Here is a 23,799-nt window from a genome sequence, read left to right on the forward strand (position 1 = left end):
TTACGCATAGTGCTACGCCGGTACCTCAACGCACAACGGCAGTTCGGGAAACGCGGTCCGGCGTCACAGTGCCGGGCCTGGGCGGAATCTGGGCAAGATCTGGGCACGGCCCGGCGCATGCTTTCCCCGACCGGATGCGGCACGAGGGGACTAAGAGCTCATGGCCAGGTCGTCCAGATTCGCCGCGTTCGCGGCCGCCCTGCTCATCGCGGGCCAGATCGCCGGGTTCACGCACCCGGCGGGCGCCGAGCCGGCCGCCGCCACGGCGAGGGCCGCGGCGCTGCCCTCGACCCCGACGAACTACGCCTACGACGCGGCCGGCCGCGTGAAGGGTGTTTCCCAGAGCACGGGTTCGGGCGCCGCCGCGCGGTACAACTACGACGATTCGGGCAACGTCACCTCCATCGACCGCACCGTCGCTTCGGCGCTGTCGGTGTCGAGCTTCGTCCCCGCGCGAGCCGCCGCCGGCGCGAAGGTCACCGTCGCCGGCACCGGGTTCGCCGCCACGGCCGGCGCGAACACCGTCAAGTTCGGCGGGACGACCGCCACCGTCACGACGGCGAGCTCCGCCTCCCTCGAGGTGACCGTGCCCACGGGCGCGGTCACCGGCCCGGTCACGGTGACGACCACCGCGGGCACCGCGACCAGCCAGCAGTCCTTCACCGTCGACGCGGTCACCGCCGCCCCGGCGGTCACCGGCTTCAGCCCCGCGACCGGCGTCGCCGGCACGGCGGTCACCGTGACCGGCACCGGGTTCGCCCCCGTCGCGGCCGACGACACCGTGACGTTCGGCCTCACCCGCGCCCGCGTCACCGCGGCCACGGCCACCAGCCTCACCGTGACCGTCCCGGACGCGGCCACCTCCGGCCGGATCACCGTCGCGACGCCCAGCGGCACCGCCGCGGTGTCCGGCACCGACTTCGTCGTCGTGCCAAGGGGTTACGCCGTCGCCGACGTCGGGTCCGCGACGCCCCTGGCGGTCGACGGCACCGCGGCCACGGTGTCCGTGGCCGCGTCGGGCAAGGTCGCGCTGCTGCGGTTCGCCGGCACGAAGGGCCAGCGGCTGAGCCTCGGGCTCACCGGCTCGACGATCACCACCGAGTACTCGGTCGCCGTCTTCACGCCGTACGGCGCGCCCTTCGCCCGCAACGACTACGACGCGCCCCGCCTGAGCACGTACCTCTACGGCGGTTACGAGCTGCCGCCGCTGCCCAGCAGCGGCGTCTACCAGGTGGTCGTCGACCCCAGCGCGGCCGGCACCGGCTCGGTGACCGCGACGCTGTCCAGCCGCGTCACCGGCACGCTCGACCCCGCCGGCGCCGGGGTCACCGTGGCCCTCGCCCGGGCGGGGCAGCAGGCGGAGCTGACGCTGCCGGTGACCGCGGGCCAGCACATCGGTGTCGGGTTCAGCGGGTCGACCTTCGCCGCGAGCACGCAGCTCACGCTGTCGGTCAAGGAACCCAACGGCACCCCGCTGCTGTGGAACGCGCAGGGCTCCACGCGCGGCCTGCTCAAGTCCGACGGCGGTGGCGACTACGACTTCGTGCCGAGCCAGACCGGCACCTACACGCTGGTGGTCGGCTCGACGGACGCCACCACCGGCTCGCTGACGGTCACCGCCTCCCCGGCCCTCGAAGCGGGCGCGATCACCCTCGGCGCGCCGAAGAACCTCGCGCTCTCCCGGCCCGGCCAGGACGCCCGGCTCACCTACGCGGGGGTCGCCGGCCAGCAGCTCAGCCTCGACTTCGACCAGTACACCTTCGGCTACTTCCCCTACCTCACGGTCACCAAGCCGGACGGCTCGGCGCTCTACGCGGGCCCGTCCGGCTACCACGCCGACTTCCCCGCGCTGCCGGTCGACGGCGTCTACGTGATCACGGTGAGCCCGCAGTCCACCACCGGGTCCGCGACGCTGCTGCTGACCACCCGGCAGGACGCGGGCACCCTCACCACCACCGGCCCGGCCGTCACCGTGAACCTCCCGCAGTCGGGGCAGACGGCGTCGCTCGCCTTCACCGCCACGGCCGGCAGCGGGCTGTCGCTCGCCTTCACGAACTGGACGCTGCCCGGGACGGTCCTCGCGCAGGTGATCAAGCCGACGGGAGAGGTCGAAGCGGCCTACGACGTCGGCTCGCTCAGCACGTTCTGGTTCGTGCCCGGGGCTTCCGGCGCGTACCGCCTGCTGCTCACCCCGGACGGGTCCGGCGCCGGTTCCGCCGCCGTGACGCTGTCCGCGGAAACCGCGGGCGGCACCGTCACCGTCGGCACCCCGAAGACGGTTTCGGCGACCCGGCCCGGCCAGACCACCCGGCTGAGCTTCACCGGGACCGCGAACCAGCGGCTCAGCCTGGCTTTCCCGTCCTACGGCTTCACCTACTACCTGGGCGTCATGGTCATCCGGCCGGACGGCGGGCTGCTGCGGAACGGGACGATCACCGCCACGCAGGTCGACCTCGGGCCGCTGCCGGCCGCCGGCACCTACCAGATCGTGGTGTACCCGTTCGCCGAAACCGGTACGGCGCAACTGACCCTGGCCGAACGGACCGACGCCGGCACCGCGACCGTCGGCGGGGCCGCGAAGACGATGACCGTCGCGCAGGCGGGCAAGTACGTCGAAACGTCCTTCACCGCGACGGCGAACCAGCGGCTGTCGATCGGGTTCACCAGCTGGACCTTCCCCGCGGCCGGCTACTTCCGCGCCCGCGTGGTCGACGCGAACGGCGTCGAGAGCGCGGACATCCTCGTCTACAAGAGCGGCGCCGTCGACACCAAGGTCGGCGCGGCCGGGACGTACCGGCTGATCCTCGCCCCGGGGGCGAACGCGACCGGCTCGGTTTCGGCGACGCTGTCGCAGCAGCTCGACGGCGGCGCGATCGCCTTCAACACCGCGAAAACCGTGACGATGAGCCGCGCCGGTCAGAGCGTCCGGCTGACGTACGCGGGGACCGCGGGCCAGAACCTCTCGCTCACCTCCACCAGCACGACGCTGCCCTACTACCCGTACGTCGAGGTGCGCAAGCCGGACGGCACGGTGCTGACCCAGCACGCCGGCGCTGCGTCGGTGCCGATCGCGACGCTGCCGGTCACCGGCACCTACGAGATCGTCGTCAGTCCCTACTCCTACACCGGATCGGACACCCTCAAGCTCGTCACGCGGGCCGCGCTGCAGCCGCTCGTCACGCAGCCGTCCGCCCCGCGTGCCACGGCGACGCCGCCGTTGCCCGGTGTCCCGCGTGCCCTGGCCGAGGGCGGCACGCCCGCGAACCGGCCGAGGGCGGAGCGGCCCGGCACCGGCACCGGCACGCAGACCAGCCCGGCCGCCGGGGCCTCCTGGGTCCCCGACGCGCGCAACCTGTCCGGCGCCGACTGGACCACCCACCTGCCCCCGGTCACCGGGGACGAAACCCCGGCGCTGCAAGGGAAGCCGGGCTCGACCGCGGTGTCCGGCCGGGTGCGCACCCTGGACGGCCACCCGCTGGCCGGTGTCACCCTGTCCGTCGGCGCGGCCCGCGGGGTGAGCGACGCGCAGGGCCGGTTCCTGCTCGAGGGCGTCACCCCCGGCCACGGCGTGCTGCGGATCGACGGGGCGAGCGCGAGCACCCCGGACCGGCGGTTCGGGCTCTACGACGACGGCGTCGACCTCGTCGCCGGGCGAACCACCGTGCTGCCGTACCCGATCTGGATGACCGCGCTCGACACGAAGCACGTGGTGCGGTTCGCGTCGCCGGCGCCGGCCGAAGTGGTCGTCACGACCCCGGCCATCCCCGGGCTGGAGGTGCGGCTGCCGAAGGGCGCCGTCGTGCGCGACAGCGCCGGCAAGGTCGTCACCGAGCTCGGCATCACGGCCATCCCGGTGGACCGGCCGCCGTTCCCGCTGCCGAAGTCGAACGTCCCGACGTACTTCACCGTGCAGCCCGGCAGCTCCTACGTCTTCCCGACCGGCGCGCGGGTGATCTACCCGAACTACCCGCACGCCCCGCCCGGCGCGACGATGGACTTCTGGCACTACGACCCGGCCGGGCGCGGCTGGTTCGTCTACGGGCACGGCAAGGTGACCCCGGACGGCAAGCAGGTCGTGCCCGATCCCGGCACCGAGGTCTACCAGTTCACCGGCGCGATGCTCATCGAGCCGGGCGTCGACGCCCCGCCGGACGCCGCGCCGGCCCCCGGCGGCGACACTGTCGGCGGCGACCCCGTCGACCTGGGCAGCGGCCTGCTCAGCGACACCCACACCGACCTCACGGTGTCCGACACGCTGCCGATCGGCGTCACCCGCACCTACCAGCAGGCCGACACCGGGCGCCGCACGTTCGGCGTCGGCACCGGCTCGGACTACGACGTCTACCTCTACGCCCAGCAGCAGTGGATCGACGGGCAGCTGATCCTGCCCGACGGCGCGAAGGTCAAGTATCACCGGATCACCCCCGGCGGCACCGGACCGACCGACTACCTGACGGCCGCGTTCGCCGCCGACCCGACGCCGACGAAGTACGCCGGCTCGGTACTCGCCTGGAACGGCAACGGGTTCGACCTCCGGCTGCGCGACGGCACCACGCTGGTGTTCGGCGAAGAGGCGCCGCTGCAGGCGATCCGGGACCGCTTCGGCAACACCGTGACGATCACCCGCGGGCCGGCGCAGGCCGACACCGACGGGCATGTCCGGGCGAAGGGCCCGATCACCCAGGTCACCTCGCCCAACGGACGCTGGATCAGCTTCGCGCACGACACGGCGAACCGGATCACCCGCGCCGAGGACAACACGGGCCGCGCGGTCGGCTACACCTACGACGCGAGCGGCCGGCTCTCGACGTTCACCGACGCCACCGGCGCGGTCACGACGTACACCTACGACGGACAGGGCCGGCTCGCGACGGCGAAGGACCCCCGCGGCACCGTCTACCTGACCAACCTCTACGACACCAACGGCCGCGTCAGCAAGCAGACCGTCGCCGGCGGCGGCACCTACCAGTTCGCCTACCTGACCGACTCCGCCGGCAAGGTGACGGAGACCAAGCTGACCGATCCGCGCGGCACCGTCCGCCGGGTCACCTTCAACGCGGCGGGCTACAGCACGTCCGACACCGCCGCGTTCGGCGACGCGCTCGCCCGGACGACGACCATCGCGCGGGACCCGGCCACCAACCTGGTGACCAGCACGACCGACCCGCTCGGGCGGCGCACGGACCTGACCTACGACGCCTTCGGCGACGTCACCGGGACCACCGAGCTGGCCGGGACCGCGGCCGCCCGCACCCGGACCTACGCCTACGCCGGCCCGTTCGGCCAGCTGAGCCAGGCCACCGACCCGCTCGGGCGGGTCACCACGTTCGGCTACGGCGCGAACGGCGCCCCGCGGACCACCACCGACCCGCTGACGCGGGTGACCACTGTGGACACCGACGAGCAGGGCCGGGTCACGAAGGTGACCGATCCGCTCTCGCACGCGACGAGCTACGGCTACCTGCTCGGCGACCCGGTCACGGTGACGGACGCGCTCGGCCGCGTCGCCCGCCGGGTGACCGACGGCACGGGCCGCCCGGTCGCCCAGATCGACCGGGCCGGGGCCGTCACCCGCGCGACCTACGACGCCGACGACCGCGTCCGGTCGATCACCGACCCGCTGGGCCGGGTGACCGCCTACGAGTACGACGCCAACGGGAACCCGGTCAAGCTGACCGACCCGCGCGGCGGCGTCACCGCCTACACCTACGACGCGGCCAACCGGGCGACCACGGAGACGGACCCGCTCAACCGCGTCACGACGACGTCGTACGACACCGAAGGGAACCGGACCGGCCTGACCACCGCCCGGGGCAAGGCGAGCGACTACGCGTTCGACTCGCTCGGCCGGCTGACCCAGGCCCGGTTCGGCGTCTCCGGGAGCACCGCCGAGAGCCAGATCGGCTACGCCTACGACGCCGGCGACCGGGCGACCTCGATCACCGACTCGGCCGGCGGCACCACGACCTTCACCGTCGACGGCTTCGACCGGATCACCCGCGCGGTGAGCCCGCAGGGGCAGCTCGACTACACCTTCGACGCGGCGGACCAGCGCACCGGCCTCACCGTCGCCGGCCGGCCGCAGATCACCTACGGCTACGACGCCGACGGCCAGCTGACGCAGCTCCAGCGCGGCACCGACACCGTGACCCTCGGCTACGACGCCGCCGGGCGCCGGAGCGCGGTCACCCTGCCCGACGGCATCGCGCAGAACTACACCTACGACGCCGACGACCGGATCACCGCGATCGGGTACGCCAGGGCGGGCACGGCGCTGGGCGACCTGTCCTACGCCTACGACCCGGCCGGCCGGCTGACCCAGGCGGGCGGCAGCTACGCCCGCGGCGACGTCCCGGCGGCCTACGGGCCCGCCGTGTACGACGCGGCGAACCAGCTGATCAGCCTGGCCGGGGTCGCCCGGACCTACGACGCCGACGGGAACCCCACCTCGGACGGCACCACGAGCTACGTCTGGGACGCGCGCGGGCAGCTGGCGTCGTCGGCCAGGGCCGGGGTGAGCACCACCTACGCCTACGACGGCCTCGGCCGCCGCACCGGCAAGACCACCGCCGGCGTGACCACCGGGTACCTGTTCGACGGACTGAACGTCGTCCAGGAACTCACCGGCGGGACGCCCAGCGCGAACCTGCTCACCGGCGGCGTCGACGAGGTCTTCGCCCGGACGTCCGGCGGCACCACCCGCTCGCTGCTCACCGACCGGCTCGGCAGCACGATCGCCGTCGCCGACGGCGCGGGGACGGTCACCGGCGAGTACACCTACCAGCCGTTCGGGGCCACCACGCTGACCGGCGACGACGGCGGCAACCCGACCCGCTTCACCGGCCGGGACGACGAGGGCAACGGCCTGTACCAGTACCGCTCGCGGTACTACTCGACCACCGACCAGCGCTTCCTCAGCCAGGATTCGCTGGGCTTCGGCGGCGGTGACACCAACCTGTACGCCTACGTCGGCGACGCCCCGACGACGTTCGTCGACCCGCTGGGCACGTCGGCGAAGCCGGCCATCCCGGAGAAGCCGCGGCGCATCGCGCTCGGCGACGGCACCTTCCAGTACCCGGACGGCTCGATCCGGGACCACGCCGGGCACTTCGTCGGCACCACCGGGGCGCGGCCGGGCTCGCAGGCGGAGGCGGACGTCTGGGACCGGCTCGAAGAGCTGGGCCACGAGGTGATCCGCGAGCCGGTGACGGTCACCGGCAACGACGGCCAGACCCGGATCTTCGACGGCGCCATCGTGCGGCCCGACGACGGCAAGCTCATCGGCATCGAGGTCAAGAGCGGCACGGCCCGGCTGACCCCGGAGCAGCGGGCGTTCGACACCTGGCTCAACACGACACCGGGTGCGGAAGCCGTCGGCGTCGGTAGGAATGCGGGCCGGCAGGTGGTAGGTGTGTACCAGTGGAACGTCCCATGACGAGCGACGGCGGTCCCCTCGACCGCGCGACGGCGGCGGCCTGGACCCGCGAGGTGCTGGCGGCCCGGCTGGACGAGCCGTTGCGGGCCGAGGGCTTCACGCGGCCGGCGAAGAGCATCGCCTACACGCGGAAGATCGACGGCGGCAAGCAGCGGATCGACTTCGACCTGGTGATGCGCCCGCGGTACGCCAAGGACGCCGTGCAGCTCACGCTGTTCACCTCGCTGCTGCTGCCGGAGGTGGGCGCGAAGGCCGCCGAGCTGCGGGGCGAGCCGTTCGTCCGCGGCAAGCCGGACCTGGTCCAGCGCGAGCTGCTGGGCACGCTGGTGCGCAACCCGCCGGTGCTCACCTTCCGCACGCCCGCCGAGCTGGCCGCCCACGTGCCGACGATCGAGGGGTACCTGCGGACCGGCGTCCTGCCGCACCTCGACGCCCGGCGCACGGTGCGGGCCTTCGCCGAGCCGAAGGCCGAGGTCATCACCCGGCTCGGCGGCAACGACGGCCAGTGGGGCGCCGAACCCGTCGTCGTCGCGGCCGCGTTCCTGGTGCTGGGTGAGCCCGAGCGGGCGAAGGAGCTGCTGACGACCGCGTACCCGCCGGACTCGCCGTCGCGCCCGCGGTACGAGCACGTGCTAGCCGCCGTGGGCTGTTGACCAGCGTGCGACGGCGAACCGTGCTCGCGGGCGCCAGCCTGCTCGGGGTGGCGGCCTGCGCGCCTGCGGCCCCGGCGCCGCCGGTGGCGCCGGTCCCCCACCAGCCGGGCGTGGTGACGGCACCGCCCGCGGCCGCCGTCTTCGCCGCGTTCGACCTGGCTTCCGGGACACCGGAGGCGATCTTCCGGGCCCTGACCCCCGGGACGCGCGCGGCCGACGCCGAGGTCACCGTCGCGGTCGGCGCGTCGCTGTTCGACGGCCGGTTCGGCCTGGCGAAGCGCGCGCCGCGGCGGCTGGGCACGATGCCCGCGTTCCCGAACGACGTCCTGGATCCCGCGCTGTGCCACGGGGATCTGCTCCTGCAGGTGGCTTCGCACGACGCGCGGACCGCCGACGCCGCCTTGCGCCGCGCACTCGCGCCGGTGGGCGGCGCGCTGCGCCCGCGCTGGCGGATCGACGGCTTCCGCGAGGAGAACACGACCACCGCCGACGGCCGCGCGGCGACCCGGGACCTGTTCGGGTTCCGCGAGGGCGAAGGCAATCCGGACGTGCGCGACCCCGCCGTCGCCGCGAGGTTCGTCTGGACCGGCGACGGCGAACCGGCCTGGGCCGCGGGCGGCACCTACCAGGTAGTGCGCCGGATCCGCTTCTCGCCGGCACTGTGGGACGCCGAACCGACAGCCCGCCAGGAGGCGGTCATCGGCCGCCGCAAAACCGACGGCGCCCCACTGGGCCACGACCGCGAGGACGCCGCGTTCGACTACACGGCCGACCCGGCCGGGCAATCGATCGCCCTGGACTCCCACATCCGGCGGGCGAACCCACGAACCCCGGAGACGGAGCCGAACCGCATCCTGCGCCGCGGCTACTCATTCCGCACGAACGCAACCCCGACCACCGACCGCGACGAGGGAATCGTGTTCGTCTGCTTCCAGCGCGACATCGAGACGGGTTTCGCGACGGTGCAGCGCCGTCTGGCCGGCCAGGCCCTGGACAAGTACGTACTCCCGGTAGGCGGCGGGTATTTCTTCGTCCTACCTGGCACGACAGGCGCCCCAGACGACTACATCGGCCGCGCCCTCGTTCAGGCACCGTAACCCGGCGAAGCCGGCCGAGGCCGGAACGCGGCGAGGACGATTCACCCTCGTCGCCGACGAAGGACGTTTCACCTTGAGCGCGCTGGATCTCGACGTCCGGATACGCCAGCTTGTTCAGAACACCGGTCACCGACTCACGTCCCTCGACGCTCATCACCATCTTCCCGAACTCCGGGTCCGTGCTGACCCCGACCGTGGACGTCGACACCCACCAGTGCACCGGCCGCACACGCCCCAGTTGATGCGCGAACCCGAGCACCGCCCGCGGCGACGGATCGAACGTGGCCATCGGCAGCAGATCGAACCCGACACGGGAGCGGAGGTGGCGGGAACGAACGTGTCGGTGGAGGACGAAACCGCGATCAAGATCGCGACCGCGGCGGCGCTCACCCACCAGAACGCGCCGCTCGCTCCCACGACTCGACAGGCAGCCGCTGCCGCTCCGGACCACACTTCTCGGTGACATTTCGGTCAAGCCGGTAACTCTCGTCCGGCGGGCACCGATCATCACCCGAGGCCGGGCGGCACCGACCTGGAGGGGTTCGACGCCTGTAGCTATTCGACCAAGGGGGTTCTTTGGCAGCGCTGATCGCGTTCCTGGTCGTGCTGGTGATCGTCATCTGGCTGGTTCGGCGAATCAGGCGAACCCCTGGCCTTGAAAGGACGCAGGCGACGCCGCAGCCGCGCGCGGTTCCGGCATCGCAACAGCTGCCGACTCAATTCCGGGCGGCTCCGCAACCGATCCGACCAGAGGTGCGGGCGCAGCCTGCCCCCTCACGGCCGCTGAACAGTCGACCCTCGACCACGCGACCGACCAGCACACAGGCCGTTGCTCCGCCCCCACCTCGACCGGACCGACCAGCGCGTGGCCATGGCTGGGTTCCTCCGGGCCGGGGGGTTGTGGTCGCGGGCACGACGCTGCCGGGCGGACTGCTCTACTTCGGCACGGGTATGCCCGACGCCGCCGGTGTCGGGATCGAACCCGCCTTGATCGACCCGGCCCTGCCGGTCGACCTGCGCAACCCGGACTGGCCGGGCGAATCGATGGGCTACTGGCCCAGCTACGCCGATATCTCGCCACGGGCACGTGGCGCTTACCTGGCATGGCTGGCCGGTGGCCGCGCGAACCCGAACGCCTACATCGGCTACGTGTTCCTGTATTTCTACGGTCTCGAGCGTCGCCTGCTGACCGAGGTTCCCGACCTCGACGACGCAAGCGCGGAGTTCGCGGCCCTGGTGAGCGAAGTCCGCCGGCTGCTCGACATCTACCGCGGCAACCGATCCTTCCGCGGGTATGCCGAAGGCTTGCTCGATGCGGTCGCCCTGCTCGACCCCACGGTGCGGTACGACCGCGCGGCGCCACCGGTCGGCGAGTGGAGTCACGAGCTTCCCGTGGACCTCAAGGTGGGGTTGGCGCAGTTGGCTGTCGAGGGACGTCCGGTCCCGGCGGACTGGGCGTTGTCCTGGTACGGCCACCACCCGGACTCGTACCTGCGCACGCCGGCGGTGCGCTGCGCGAACGAGTTCCTGGAGCTGTTCACGAAGCGGTACCGCGCGAAGTACGGCGACGGCATGGTCGTCAAGCCGAACAAGCCGCGCCTCTCCGTCGGCTACTACGCGGCCAGCAGAGGCTTCTACGGGCACGTCACGCTCGAAAACACGAAGCTGCCCGACGTCGGCAAGCTGACCGGCCCGATCACCAAGCTGCGGGACATCGTCGAGGGTGTGACCAGCGATCTCGATGCCTACAGTCGCTACCTCGGCCGCAATCCCGACGGCGCGGGCTCCCCCGCCGCCATCGCGCTGCTGCCGGAGGGTGTCACGCACAAGCCCAGCCCCGAGACCGAGGCGCTGTGGTCGTGGGCCGCGCAGAGCATCGACAGCGACGGCCGCGGCGTCACCTCTGCTCAGGAGCTGATCTCACGGTGGCCGACGAAGACCGGCAAGCTCGCCAAGTCCGATGCCGTCGCGGTGGCTCAGCTGCTCGAGAACCGCGGGCTCGGCATCGAACCCGACGTGCGCTTCGGCGGGAGCACCCCGACACCGACGTCCTCGGTCGTCCTGTTCCGGCGAGCGGACCACGTGGTCAGCGCCCCGGGCGCCGAGTACGCGGCCGCGCTCGCGATCATCAACCTCGGCATGCTCGTCGCCGCCGCGGACGGCACGGTCAGCGAACCCGAACGACGTGCACTGCGGGAGCTGGCGATCGACGACCTCGATCTCAGCGAGGACGAGCGGCTCCGGCTCGACGCCCACGCCGCTCTTGTCTTGACCAAACCACCCACCCCCGCGGTCCTGCGCCGGCGGCTGGAGTCCCTGCCGACCTCCCGCAAGGCCACGGTCGGGCAGTTGCTCGCCACCATCGCGGCAGCCGATGGCCAGGTCACCCCGGACGAGATCCGTACCCTCGAGCGGCTGTTCACCACTCTCGGCCTCGATCCCGCCGATGTGTACGGCACGTTGCACGCGGCAGCCACCTCGACGGACGAGCTGACCAGCGCCCGGATCCCCGGTACACCCCGATCCGGCCGCACGATCCCCGCGCCACCCACCAGCCCGACCACGACGCTGACCCTCGACCCGGACCGGCTCGCCCGGACACGGGCCGAATCGGTCCGGGTCGCCGCCGAACTCGCCGAGATCTTCGCCGAAGGTGATCCGGCTCCGCCGCCACCCCCGCCGCCGGAAACAGCGACCGTCGGCGGGCTGGACCCCGCACACGCACAGCTGTTCCACCGGCTCGTCGAGCGGGACTCGTGGAGCCGTTCCGAGTTCGACGCGCTGGCCGCCGAGGCGGGTCTCCTGCCCGACGGCGCCCTCGACGTCCTCAACGACGCGGCCTACGACCGCACCGACGAGCCGCTGTGCGAGGGCTCCGACCCCATCGAGATCGACCAGGACATCGTGAAGGACATGCTCGGATGACCACACCCGCTCAGAAACCCGCTCGTCTGCGCCCCCGCGACCGGGACGCGATCATCTCTTCCCTGCGGTCCGGAGTGGTGCCCCGCACCGGCTTCCAGCACATCCAGGTGGGACGCGCCGCCGAGGTCTCGGCGATGAGCCAGGAGATCACCAGGATCGCCGACGGCGGTTCAGCGGTCCGCTTCGTGATCGGCGAGTACGGCGCCGGCAAGACGTTCTTCCTCAACCTGGTCCGGTCCATCGCCGCCGAGCGCAAGCTCGTCACGACCTCCGCTGACCTCAGCCCCGATCGGCGGCTGCACGCCAGCGGTGGTCAGGCACGCTCGCTCTACGCCGAGCTGATGCGCAACATCGCGACTCGCTCGACTCCGGACGGCAACGCCTTGCCCAGCATCGTCGAGCGGTTCGTGACCTCGGCGATCCAGGAGGCCACGAGTGCCGGCACCTCGCCAGCCACAGTGATCGCCGGCCGGCTCGAACAACTGTCGGAAAGCGTCGGTGGGTACGACTTCGCCCAGGTCATCGCCGCCTACTGGAAGGGCCACGACACGGGTAACGAGCAGCTGAAGTCGGACGCGATCCGCTGGCTGCGTGGCGAGTTCACGACCCGCACCGATGCCCGGGCCGCGTTGGGTGTGCGCACCATCGTCGACGACACGAGCTTCTACGACCACCTGAAGCTGATCCCCGGTTCGTCCGGCTCGCTGGCTTCTCCGGTCTGCTCGTCTGCCTCGACGAGATGGTCAACCTCTACAAGCTCGCTCACACCGGAGCCCGCAAGTCCAACTACGAGCAGGTGCTGCGGATCGTCAACGACTGCCTCCAGGGCAACGTCGAAGGTCTCGGCTTCTGCTTCGGCGGCACCCCGGAAATGCTGATGGACACCCGCCGCGGGCTCTACAGCTACGAAGCTCTCCGCAGCCGTCTCGCCGAGAACAACTTCGCCGTCGGCGGCCTCGTCGACTACTCCGGTCCCGTCCTGCGGCTGGCGAACCTGACCCCGGAAGACATGCACGTGCTGCTCGAGCACCTCCGCCACGTCTACGCCGGCGGTGACCCCGCCGCCTACCTCGTGCCAGACGAGGCGCTGGCCGCGTTCATGCAGCACTGCGCCGGCCGGATCGGCGACGCGTACTTCCGCACCCCGCGCAACACCATCAAGGAGTTCGTCAACCTCCTGGCCGTGCTCGACCAGAACCCCGGTGCCGACTGGCGGCAGCTGCTCGGAAATGTCTCGATCGACACCGAGACGAACCCCGATCTCGAGCCTCTGCCCGACGAACTCGACGCCTCGAACACGAACGGCACCGATGAACTCACCAGTCTCCGCATCTGAAGCCGTCAACTTCGGCCTGCTGCATCCGAAAGTGCAGCGGTGGGTGTGGCAACAAGGGTGGAGCGAGCTGCGTGACGTCCAGGACTCGGCCATCCCCGCCATCCTGGAAGGCGACACCGATGTCCTGATCGGCGCGGCTACCGCCGCGGGTAAGACCGAAGCCGCGTTCCTGCCGATCTGCTCGAAGCTCGCTGAGAACACGGGCCCGGGAATTCAGGCGCTGTACGTCGGGCCGCTCAAGGCACTGATCAACGACCAGTTCCGGAGAACCGAAGAGCTGTGCGAAGCACTCGACATCCGGACTCACCGCTGGCACGGCGACGTCGCGGGCACCCGCAAGCAGGCTTTGCTGCGCGATCCCTCCGGAATCCTGCTGATCACCCCGGAGTCCTTGGAAGCGATGTTCGTGCTGCGCGGGACGCAGATCACGCGGCTGTTCGGGTCATTGCAGTACGTGGTCGTCGACGAGCTGCACTCGTTCCTGGGCACCGAGCGCGGGGCCCAGTTGCTTTCTCAGCTTCACCGCCTCGAAATCGCTGTCAAGCGACGAGTTCCGAGGATCGGGCTGTCGGCGACATTGGGAAACATGTCCCTGGCCGCCGATCAGCTTCGTCCTGACAACGGCGACCGGGTGACGGTCCTCGAATCGGCTGCGACCGGTCAAGAGCTGCGACTGCAGCTGAGGAGCTACGTCGACGAACGACCGGACTCCGAGGAATCCTCGGACACCGCGGTCCGCAGCATCGCGGACCATCTGTTCGCGAACCTGCGAGGCAGGACCAACCTGGTGTTCGCGAACGCACGGTCGCGTGTCGAGCTGTACGCGGCCGAACTAGCCGACCGCAGCGTCACCGCCGGGGTTTCAAACGAGTTTCACGCCCACCACGGCAACCTCGCCAAAGAGCTCCGCGAAGACGTCGAAGCGATGCTCAAGGATCCCACCAAGCCGACCACGGCCGTCTGCACGACGACGCTCGAGATGGGGATCGACATCGGCGCCATCGCCCAGGTCGCGCAGATCGGCCCACCGCCGTCGGTCGCCTCCCTGAGGCAACGGCTCGGCCGCTCGGGACGTCGCGACGAGCCGGCGATTCTCCGCGCCTACTGCGCCACGGTGGCGATCGACGCCGAGACGTCGCTCCTCGACAGCCTGCAGTTGCCGCTGGTGCAGACGATTGCGTCGATCGACCTGCTGCTCGAACGCTGGTGTGAGCCACCGGAGCCGTCCCGGCTGCACCTGTCCACCCTGATCCAGCAGCTCTTGTCCTTGATCGCCCAGCACGGCGGGGCGCGGCCGGCCGAGGCTTATCGCGTGCTGTGTGGAGCCGGCAGTCCGTTCTCGACAGTCACCACAGCGCAGTTCGCGGACCTGCTCAAGACGCTCGGCGCCAAGGACGTGCTCACCCAGGCCGGCGACGGCACCCTGCTCCTCGGCGGATGCGGGGAGCCGACCGTCAACCACTACACGTTCTACGCCGCTTTCCAGACTCCCGAGGAGTACCGTCTTGTCCACAGTGGACGTCAGCTCGGCACCATGCCGATCGACTTCCCTCTCTACGAAGGACTCCTGCTGGTCTTCGCCGGCCAACGATGGCGCGTGGTCGCCGTCCACGAAGAAGACAAAGCCGTCCAGCTCACCCCGGCGCCCGGCGGCAAGCCTCCGCACCTCGGCGACTCCGGCGGTCTGGTGCACAGCGAAGTCCGGGCGAAGATGCGAACGCTCCTCGAAGGCGACCACGCTCCCGCCTACCTCGACCAGCAGTCGCGAACGCTGCTCGAGCAAGCCCGGCGGAAGTACGCGGCCCTCGAACTCGACAGTCGCCCGGTCATCGCCGACGGCTCCGACACCCTGCTGTTCCCGTGGACCGGCGACCGCCGGCTGCACACTCTCGCCGCTATCCTCAACGACACCAGGATGGAGGCCGCAGTCGACGGAGCCGCTCTTCGACTGGTCGGCACGCCCCGCGAAGCGGCGCTGACCGCGCTGACGAGGGTGGCCGAGGGGCCTGTGCCCGACCCGGGCGAACTCGCCCGCAAGATCGAGAGCAAGGCTACCGAGAAGTTCGACAGGTGGCTGAGCGACGATCTGCTCTGCGCTCAGTTCGCATCGGCCGTCCTCGACTGCCCGGGAGCCGTCCACGCCGCACGGGTTCTCACGGCCTGACCGCTGCCGATCACCGTCAGATCGGTCACGTACTTGACCGCCGCGATCCGCGCCATCTTCAGTTGCATTTCCAGCAGCTGAAGGCGCAGCGTGTTCTGGTTGACGACGCCGTTCGCGATATCTTCCGACACTTTAGCGTAGAGCGCCCTGCTGAGATTCGGCTGCACGACAACCACTTCGGTCGTGCCCTTGGAACGGCTCCCCCGCAGCTTCGTCAGGAACCCTTGCCGCCGGTCCGTGACGCGTTCCCCGTCGACCCAGCAAGCAGGCTCCGCAAGCGTGGTGTTCGCCAACCGGTCGGCGAGCAGATCTTTGTCCAGGTAAAGCATGTTCTTCTGCGCCTGGGCGAGCACGACGTCGTAGTCGCCGACCTTCACACCGCGGTTGTCCGACTTGTTGCTCGACGCCTTCACGTGGAACACCCGCAACAGGTTCTCGTCGTCGATGTGGAAGAAGTCGGCCGCCTCACCGGAACTGTCGTCGCAGATGAGCCAGCCCTCACTGCAGTAGTCGACCATCCACGCGAACAGTGAGTCGTCACCCGACTTGGCGATCGCGTCGTGGATCAACGGCGTCGACTGCAGTTTTCCCGGCTTCTCCTTCGTGATGTCGAAATCGGTGAAGTCCTCCCAGGCCCAGCCGGTGAACGGCGTCGGGGTGAAGTCCTGCTTCCAGAGCCGCCCCGCCGAGTACTTGTGGCCGGATGCGAAATAGACCTCGAGCGGCTGCCCGGCCTTCACAGCCTGGAAGACTTCGCGAGCCGACGGCAGCGGCTCGCGAGCGCTTCGATCGAACCCGACGTCGAGTTCGAACCGATCGTCGAGCTTCTTGAGGTTCGCGGCGAGCTGACCGCCGATCACGCCGCCGGTGCCGACATCGAGCTTGAACTTGGTCCCTTTCGCGCCTTCTCGGACGTTCAGGACGGCGTCCCGGAGCACCAGCGCGGCCTCTTCGGCATCGTCGCCGCCGCGCATCGACTCCGGCAAGGAATCCACGTCGATCGGGAGCACCTCATAGGCCTCCGACACCTCGGCGACGTCGAATACCTCCCGAGCGGTAACCGGAAATGCCGAGAAGCCCGTCGGTGCCTCGATCACCTCGGCGGTGATGCCGAGGATCTCGCCCATCGTAAGCACGTACGTGCGGAAGTCGGGCGAGTCTTTGAACCAGATCTGCGAGTTGCTGACCGTGACACCGACTTTCCCCTTGAGGTAGACGACCTCGGGATCGTCCGGCATCTCGCATCGCGCCGCCTCCCAGGCGAAGAAACCGTCTTCCACCGGATCGAGCGCGACGCTCAGGTCGTCGCCACCGATCGCCTTGCTGGTCGGCCTGAGGACGCTACGACGCTGGATCGACCTCATCCAGATGCTTTTCGCCGCGCCCTGCATGAAGGCTTCCTCGAGGACGCCTGACCCGAGTCGCCGGAGCGGAGGAAGCGGTGCGGTGTTCAGTTGCTTCTGCAGCCGGTCGAGTACGGTGCGCTCGGCGCGCACCGCGATCAGTTCTCCCTGGCGCAGCACGACGATCAACTCGTGGGACACGTTCACGTAGTCCGAGGACGCAAGCACCCACCCCGGCCGGCTCTGCTGCCGCCGGACGCAGCCGAACAGCTGATCGACCTGCAGTGATTCCAACGAACCCACACCAGGGACGACCGCCCCCGTCACCACACTCAGTTCGGTTTCGGCGATGGTTCGCACGCTCACTCCCTGGCGCGCCCGTCCCGGCTTCCTCAGCAGTCGCACCAGGGCACCGAAGCCTAGTGCCGGATCCCCGACGCACCGCAGCACGATGACCGACATGAACGGCTTGAGGTCGCCCCACGGCACTTCCTCGAACGCGACGTCAGGTTGGCTCGTCATGATCCGTCACCACCGAAGCAGGAGTCAGTAACTCAATGCAACAAGCGTGACACGGCAGATAGATCAACTTAACTCTGTCACGCTGGGCGGTCGCGATCGAGCGCCAAGCGGCCGTCGACCCCATGAGCTGCGGAAATACGACCACAAGATGGCTACTTTTTGTCACATACGAGGTTAATCTGTCCCATGAGCCCTCCACGTGCCATCCGGTGCGCGGCACCCGACCACCCGGATGCCGCAGTCTTGCGCACCCACCGTGACAGAAGAAGACGGAAACTTCACCTTTACTGTCTATCTGACATTAATTAATCTGGGTCCATGCTCGCCGACGACTGGACACCCCCGCCCGTACTGCTCGCCGTCGACCTGGTGATCTTCACCCTGCGCGAGTCGGTCTTGCAGGTTCTCCTCGTGGAACGCGGCGTCGACCCCTTCGAGGGCGCGTCGGCGCTACCGGGCGGGTTCCTCGCCACCAGTACCGAAGACATCCTCGCGGCCGCCCACCGGGAGCTGTTCGAGGAAGCGGGCCTCGGCGCCGATCAGCTGCACCTGGAGCAGCTCGGCGCTTACGGCACTCCCGATCGCGACCCGAGGGGCCGAGTCGTTTCCGTGGCCTACCTCGCCATCGCGCCGGAGCTACCCCAGCCCCGCGCCGGCACCGACGCGGCCGATGCGACGTGGACCCCGGTTTCCGATGTCCTCAGCCACCGCGTACGCCTGGCTTTCGACCACGAACGGATCCTCCAGGACGGCCTGGAGAGAGCCCGGTCGAAGCTCGAACACACCGTGCTCGCCACCGCTTTCTGCACCCCGCCCTTCACAATCAACGAGCTGCAGCAGGTCTACGAGGCGGTCTGGGGTGTCGAACTCGACCCGCGGAACTTCTATCGCAAAGTCCAAGCGGTCGAGGACTTCATCGTCCCGCTCGGCGCCGAACGCCGCGTCGGCCGCGGCCGTCCGGCCCGCCTGTTCGCCCCCGGCAAGAGATCCACGCTTTTCCCACCCCTGGTACGTCCCACTCCGACCACGACAACCGAGGCGAGACGATGACCGACGACCTGGTAGTGATGCTCACGGCCTTCAACGCCGAGTACAAGGCGGTGCACGAGCGGCTGACCGACGTCACCCTGCACCGACACGACCGCGGTACCCGCTTCGAGATCGGTACCGTCCGCGGCACCTCCTGCCGCGTCGCACTCGGCCTCACTGGCAAAGGTCCCCAATCCGCCGCGGTGCTCGCCGAACGCGCGATACAGGAGTTCTCCCCTGCCGCGCTCGTGTTCGTCGGCGTTGCCGGTGCTCTCTGGGATACGCCGCTCGGCGACGTCGTGGTCGCCACCCACGTCTACGCCTACCACGGCGGCACCAGTGAAGACGACGGTCTCAAGGCCCGCCCACGAGTCTGGGAAGCCGACCACGGCGTCAGCCAGATCGCCCAGCACATCGCCCGTGCCGGCACGTGGGAACCGGGCGTCCCACCGGGGACCGCGGTGCACTTCGGCGCTATCGCGGCCGGCGAAGTCGTCCACAACTCCCGCTTGTCAGCCGAAGCTCGCTGGATCCGCGAGCACTACAACGACGCCATGGCGATCGAGATGGAAGCTGCCGGTGTCGCCCAGGCCGGGCACCTCAGCGGTTCACCCGTCGCCGTCGTCCGCGGCATCAGCGACAAGGCTGACGGCACCAAAACCACGGCAGCGGACCGTAACTGGCAGCCACAGGCCGCCGCCAACGCCGCAGCTTTCGCGGTCCGTCTGGCCACCGAGCTCGTCCGAGAACGAAAGCAGCCCACCATGAAGGACAACACCACCCCCGGCACGATCTACTCCACCTCCCACGGGCAGGTCGGCATCCACGCCGTCAACGTCACCGGTAGCACGGTCTACCAGAACGGCAGGCCTCCCTCGCCGACCACGGCCGACCTCGCCGTCGAGCTCGCCTCACTCCGGGAACAGCTTTCGCACGAACACGCTGGGGGCCGGCTCGACGGCGAGACCTATGACGCCGCTCAGGTCGAGCTCGACATCGCCGGCGGAGCACTCGAGTCACCGACCCCGGAAGGCCGGAAAACCTTCGTCCTCGCGCTCAAACGACTCGGCGGCCTCATCGCAGACCTCGCCGGACTGGCCGCCAAAGTCACCGCTTTGGTCAGCGCGGCCAAGGGTCTCGTATGAACATCCCACATCCGACGACCCACGCCACCGTCGGTGCGGGTTCACATGTCGGCATCGTCGCCACGGAGGTCCACAACTCGTCCGTCTACCAAGTACTCCCCGGAGCCTCCCCAGCCGAGAAGTACGACGTCGGCCTGCGGTATCTGGACGACGGCATCCCGAACCGGGCACGCGAACTCATCGAAGAAGCCCGCGGAGACGGCTTCACCGGCGGCAACGTCCACTTCCATTGGGCTCTCGCGATGCTCTCCAAGCGGTCCTACCGCGACCTCTCGACCGAGGAACGCCACCAGCTGGCGGGCCTACCCGCGATATGCGCGGCGCTCCCGAGCGACGCGTGGACCCGTGCCCTCCGCGCCCTGTGCACCCTGCTGGACTGCCTCGCAGCACACGACAGCGACCCGCAACCGGCGATCGACGCCCTCGCCGAGCTGGACCCACCGCAACGCGCGCAGATCCTGCGTCACCTCGATCTCGTCCTGATCGGCGGACTGCGCGACAGCTACTGGGCCGACATCCGTAAGAACGCGGAGGCCACCCAGCTGAACAACGACCGCGCGAAACGCGTCTGGGCCTACTTCCACCCTCGCCCGGCCCGGCCCCGCGTCCGGCTGCCCGAGCCGTCCACCACGACTTCACGCGACCGCGCCAAAGCCGCGTTCGGCACGCTGGCTTTCCTTGTTGCGGCTGTCTACTTGGGACAGATAGTCGTGCTGGAGGGGCGCATTCCGCCGATACTCGCCTACCTCGCCGCCGCAGCCACAGCCGTCATTGCCATTCGTGACGGACACGATTGGCGTTACCGCTCTGCTCGCGCTGCCGCCAAGGACCGCCTTTACCACCCCCGGCCGGCAGGCGGAGCCCGCCTGGACGAGGGGTTCGCCCGCAGCGTGGACCATGCGTTCACCCACTACGCCGCACGGTACGCGCCACGAGATGACACCCATCACGAGTGCCTGCGGGAGACGTCGGGCTTCCGGGTGGCCCTGCGCAACGAGATCGTCGAGATCTACCGCGAGAGCCGCATCCCCATCGGACGCATCAGGTGGCTGATCCGCTACGAAACCAGCAGTGTGCTACGTCGGTGGAAGGCCGGCGAGCTGTTCCAGTACCGGACGCGGTACCGCGTCGCGCCCAGGACCAAACTGCGCTGCGTCATCGCGACCTTCCTTCTATGCGCAGCCGTCGGCTACGTCATCGCGACCACGACCGCCATCAGTCCCATCCTCAGTTCAGCCGCAACCGTGGTCGCGGCTGCAGGATCTTTCGCGGCCGGCGTGGGCTGGTCACGAATCCTCGGGGAACGCCGCCGGCTCGTCGAAGACCGGGAGGACTACGAAGACCTGCTGGCCGCGCGAGAAGCCGCGTACCTCCGCTGGAAGCACCGGCTCGACTCGACGCGACCCGCCGAGACCGAAATGGAGCGGTGGCTGAACGCCGACAAGATCAAGTTACTCGACAAAGCCTTGAAGCACTACAGGATCGCGTGGCGGGACATCCTCACACACGCGTTCCTGCAGACACCGGCCGCGTCCTGCAAGCGAGCCCGGGTCAACGGCGCGCCGTGGCGCTACTCCAAGTACGACATCCGGCTCTTCCTCATCACCCGGGACGGTGTGCGCGAACTCAGCACCGAGCTCGACTTCGAAAACGCCGGGTTCCGCGGAGAAGAACGCAACAACTTCCGCTTCGACGCCGTCTCGTCGGTCCACGTCGCCACCACCTCGGAGCTCAGCTACAGCATGGAACTCGTGCTGATGAACGGCGAACCGCAGAACATCGACATCACCGACCACGAATCCAGCGAAGCCACGCCCGGCGAAAGCCCGCTCGCCCTGGCGAAGATGTCGTTGGAAGCCGCCGGGTTCACCAACACACTGCACATCCTCGAAGGCATCGCCGCCGAGGGAAAGAACTGGATCAGACGGGACCCTTACATCAACGCCAGCACTGCCGGCAGCGTCACCGGGGAGATTTTCACCAAGCCTCCGTTGCCACCAGAGGCTGCACCTACGCACCAGCCCTGATCAAACAGCTGACGATTGGTGCGATGGCCAGCCCGGCTGTTGCGAGCCCGAGGCCGTACAGACGCGACGACAAACCTCGACACAAGCACACATCGCCGCGACCCGACCTCCTACGAACGGCCTTGTCCGGCATCACTCGAAACCATCCGACTCGGGTCGAAGAGGATGCTTGACCAGCAAGTTCGAGCCCCTGATGGCGCACCCTCGCTCCCCAGGTCGTTGCGCATCGGCCACTCGGTGCGGCTGTGGATCGAAGCCGCCTGGTGAAACCAACGCTCAGTCGGTTGGTGGCTCGGTGAGCAGTGCGTGGCCCGCCTGGGTGGTCAGCCAGGCGGTCGCTCTTTGCCAGGACCAGCCTCGTGTTCGGAGGTCTCGCCACGGGCGGAAACCGAAGTGGAACCAGAGGATGTCCGACGCGGTCGCGATGTCGACTCCCTCGCGGAGTTCGCCCAGGGCCACTATGCGGGACGCCGCCTCGGCGAGTCTGTCGGCGTACGCCGTCTCGGCGCTTTCCACCGCCTCGGTGAGCAGCGGTTCGGTGCCCGCGTTGTCGTACAGCGCGCCTAACAGCCAGGCGCGGTCGCGGAAGACTGTCGCGGTGCCCTCCGCGACCTCGGCGATGACCTCTCGGCCGGACCGGGCGGTGTTCAGCTTGCGCAGTGAGTCGTCGATCTGGTCGTTGTTCGCGGCTTCGCGGATCAGCTCGATCAGCAGCTGCGGTTTGCCGCCGACGCTGGTGTAGACGGTGTTGACCGCCACCTCCGCGCGCGTGGCGATCTCCGCCAGCGTCGCCCCGACGTAGCCCCGCTCCTCGAACAGGGCGAGCGCGGCCGCGAGCACGGCGCGGCGGGTCTCCGCCGCCGCGGACGTCCGTCTGGCGGACTTGTAGGGGCGCGTCACGTCGCTCAGCGTACTTCACCGTCATGCTTCACATTGACTGGAACGCATTACTATCATTAGATGGAGCTACGCCGGATCAACGCGGTCCGGTCCGAGGAGGGAACCGTGACCACCAGCACCGAGCTGCAGTCCGCGATCGACGTCTTCCGGGTCCTGGTGACCGGCGATCCCGATCTCGCGCGGTCGGTGGCCGCGCCGGCGTTCGTCAACCGGGAGGCCGCGGTCGCCCCGCCCGCCTGCTCGGTGCCCGGGCCCGGCGCGCTGCTCGCCTCGGGTGCCTGGATGCGCGCCGCCTTCGACGACCTGCGGTTCCCGGTGCTCGACGCGGGTTTCGACGCCGGGGTCGCCTGGGTGCGGCTGCGGATGCAGGGGGTGCAGAACCGGCCGTTCGTCCGCTTCCGGGACGGCAAGCCCGACAAGATCCTGCCCGCCACCGGCCGGGCCATGGACTTCGAGCAGATCCACGTGCTGCGCGTCGGCCCGGACGGCGTCACGAGTCACGAGGCGGTGCGGGACGACCTGACCATGCTCAGCCAGCTCGGCGCGTTCCCGCCGAAGCCGGCCGTGCTCCTGGCGATGGCCCGCGGGAAGCTGACCGGCTCGTCCCGCCGCGCGGCGGAGTCGGTGACCCGGGCCGCGGCGGAAGCCGGACGGCTGGGCTGAGCAACGCCCGTGATCCCGGCGCGTTCGAATGCGGTGGGCCGCCCGATATTCGGAGCCGCGGGAAATGACCGCCCACCTGCGGTGAGCCGATTCGGTCGACGCTAAGGTCGCTCGTCACGACTGACGCTCCCGGAAGGACACTCCCGCTCCATGAACGATCAAAACTCGACGTCCGTCTTCGGCCTCGGCATCGGGTTCGGTTCCGGCCTGATCTTCGCTGTGCTCACGATCATCGCGCTGTGGAAGGTGTTCACCAAAGCCGGGCGGCCCGGCTGGGCGGCGATCATCCCGATTTACAACGCCTACATCCTGCTGAAGATCGCCGGCCGCTCCGGGTGGTGGCTGCTCCTGCTGCTGATCCCGCTGGTCAACCTGATCGTGGCGATCATCGTCTCGATCGACGTCGCGAAGGCGTTCGGCAAGAGCGGGGTTTTCGGGTTCTTCGGGCTGTTCGTGTTCTCCATCATCGGCTACCTGATTCTCGGCTTCGGCGGGGCGCGCTACACCGGTCCGGCCGCCGCCGGCGGGCCCGACATCCAGCGGGGATAGGATTTCGGTTC

General features: G+C 69.7%; 14 protein-coding genes and 1 pseudogene. 13 read left to right on the plus strand and 2 right to left on the minus strand.

What is annotated here, in order from left to right; genetic code table 11:
• The first annotated feature begins 160 nt into the window (after positions 1-160).
• The 8 genes and pseudogenes from MUY22_RS01860 (at position 161) to MUY22_RS01890 (ending at position 15,610) form a co-directional block, all read left to right on the plus strand.
• Entirely contained in the window at positions 161-7,435 is a 7,275-nt protein-coding gene (locus tag MUY22_RS01860; RefSeq protein ID WP_247056336.1) for an RHS repeat-associated core domain-containing protein, read from the plus strand.
• Positions 7,432-8,088, plus strand: coding sequence for a hypothetical protein (locus tag MUY22_RS01865; protein ID WP_247056338.1), 657 nt, complete (start codon positions 7,432-7,434; stop codon positions 8,086-8,088). The genes MUY22_RS01860 and MUY22_RS01865 overlap by 4 nt, the downstream gene beginning before the upstream one ends.
• A gap of 5 nt (positions 8,089-8,093) precedes the next feature.
• Positions 8,094-9,185, plus strand: coding sequence for a Dyp-type peroxidase (locus MUY22_RS01870; protein WP_247063571.1), 1,092 nt, complete (start codon positions 8,094-8,096; stop codon positions 9,183-9,185).
• Positions 9,186-9,258: 73 nt separating this feature from the next.
• Positions 9,259-9,648 (plus strand): hypothetical protein, encoded by a 390-nt coding sequence (locus tag MUY22_RS01875; protein WP_247056340.1) that lies wholly within the window; start codon positions 9,259-9,261, stop codon positions 9,646-9,648.
• 290 nt (positions 9,649-9,938) lie between these two features.
• Complete coding sequence (locus MUY22_RS01880) at positions 9,939-12,110, plus strand: TerB N-terminal domain-containing protein (protein ID WP_256475984.1); 2,172 nt, start codon at positions 9,939-9,941, stop codon at positions 12,108-12,110.
• Positions 12,107-12,736, plus strand: a pseudogene (locus tag MUY22_RS49425) (BREX system ATP-binding domain-containing protein); the annotation flags it as partial. The gene MUY22_RS01880 and the pseudogene MUY22_RS49425, both read left to right, overlap by 4 nt.
• Before the next feature lie 113 nt (positions 12,737-12,849).
• Positions 12,850-13,446, plus strand: coding sequence for a BREX system ATP-binding domain-containing protein (locus tag MUY22_RS49430; RefSeq protein WP_256475371.1), 597 nt, complete (start codon positions 12,850-12,852; stop codon positions 13,444-13,446).
• Positions 13,421-15,610: a DEAD/DEAH box helicase gene (locus MUY22_RS01890; RefSeq protein ID WP_247056344.1), complete on the plus strand. Its 2,190-nt coding sequence runs from the start codon at positions 13,421-13,423 to the stop codon at positions 15,608-15,610. The genes MUY22_RS49430 and MUY22_RS01890 overlap by 26 nt, the downstream gene beginning before the upstream one ends.
• Here the strand turns inward: MUY22_RS01890 and MUY22_RS01895 are convergent.
• Complete coding sequence (locus tag MUY22_RS01895; protein WP_247056346.1) at positions 15,544-17,475, minus strand: hypothetical protein; 1,932 nt, start codon at positions 17,473-17,475, stop codon at positions 15,544-15,546. The two genes, MUY22_RS01890 and MUY22_RS01895, sit on opposite strands and share 67 nt — an antisense overlap.
• Positions 17,476-17,793: 318 nt before the next feature.
• On the opposite strand from MUY22_RS01895, the gene MUY22_RS01900 reads away from it, so the two are divergent.
• From MUY22_RS01900 to MUY22_RS01910, 3 genes are read left to right on the plus strand one after another with little or no spacing between them, the layout of a single operon-like run.
• Positions 17,794-18,525, plus strand: a complete 732-nt coding sequence (locus MUY22_RS01900) for an NUDIX domain-containing protein (RefSeq protein ID WP_247056348.1) — start codon at positions 17,794-17,796, stop codon at positions 18,523-18,525.
• Positions 18,522-19,649 carry a 5'-methylthioadenosine/S-adenosylhomocysteine nucleosidase gene (locus MUY22_RS01905; protein WP_247056349.1) on the plus strand — a complete coding sequence of 376 codons (1,128 nt, stop codon included), beginning with the start codon at positions 18,522-18,524 and terminating at the stop codon, positions 19,647-19,649. The genes MUY22_RS01900 and MUY22_RS01905 overlap by 4 nt, the downstream gene beginning before the upstream one ends.
• Positions 19,646-21,676 carry a hypothetical protein gene (locus MUY22_RS01910; protein ID WP_247056351.1) on the plus strand — a complete coding sequence of 677 codons (2,031 nt, stop codon included), beginning with the start codon at positions 19,646-19,648 and terminating at the stop codon, positions 21,674-21,676. Before MUY22_RS01905 ends, MUY22_RS01910 begins: the two co-directional genes overlap by 4 nt.
• Before the next feature lie 276 nt (positions 21,677-21,952).
• Here MUY22_RS01910 and MUY22_RS01915 read toward each other — a convergent pair whose 3' ends face one another.
• A complete protein-coding gene (locus MUY22_RS01915) occupies positions 21,953-22,576 on the minus strand; it encodes a TetR/AcrR family transcriptional regulator (RefSeq protein ID WP_247056353.1) in 624 nt (207 codons plus the stop codon).
• Positions 22,577-22,681: 105 nt separating this feature from the next.
• On the opposite strand from MUY22_RS01915, the gene MUY22_RS01920 reads away from it, so the two are divergent.
• A complete protein-coding gene (locus MUY22_RS01920; protein WP_247056355.1) occupies positions 22,682-23,239 on the plus strand; it encodes an ester cyclase in 558 nt (185 codons plus the stop codon).
• Between the two features lie 150 nt (positions 23,240-23,389).
• Positions 23,390-23,788: a DUF5684 domain-containing protein gene (locus tag MUY22_RS01925; RefSeq protein ID WP_247056358.1), complete on the plus strand. Its 399-nt coding sequence runs from the start codon at positions 23,390-23,392 to the stop codon at positions 23,786-23,788.
• Positions 23,789-23,799: the final 11 nt, after the last annotated feature.

It is taken from the genome of Amycolatopsis sp. WQ 127309, assembly GCF_023023025.1.
Lineage (GTDB): Bacteria > Actinomycetota > Actinomycetes > Mycobacteriales > Pseudonocardiaceae > Amycolatopsis.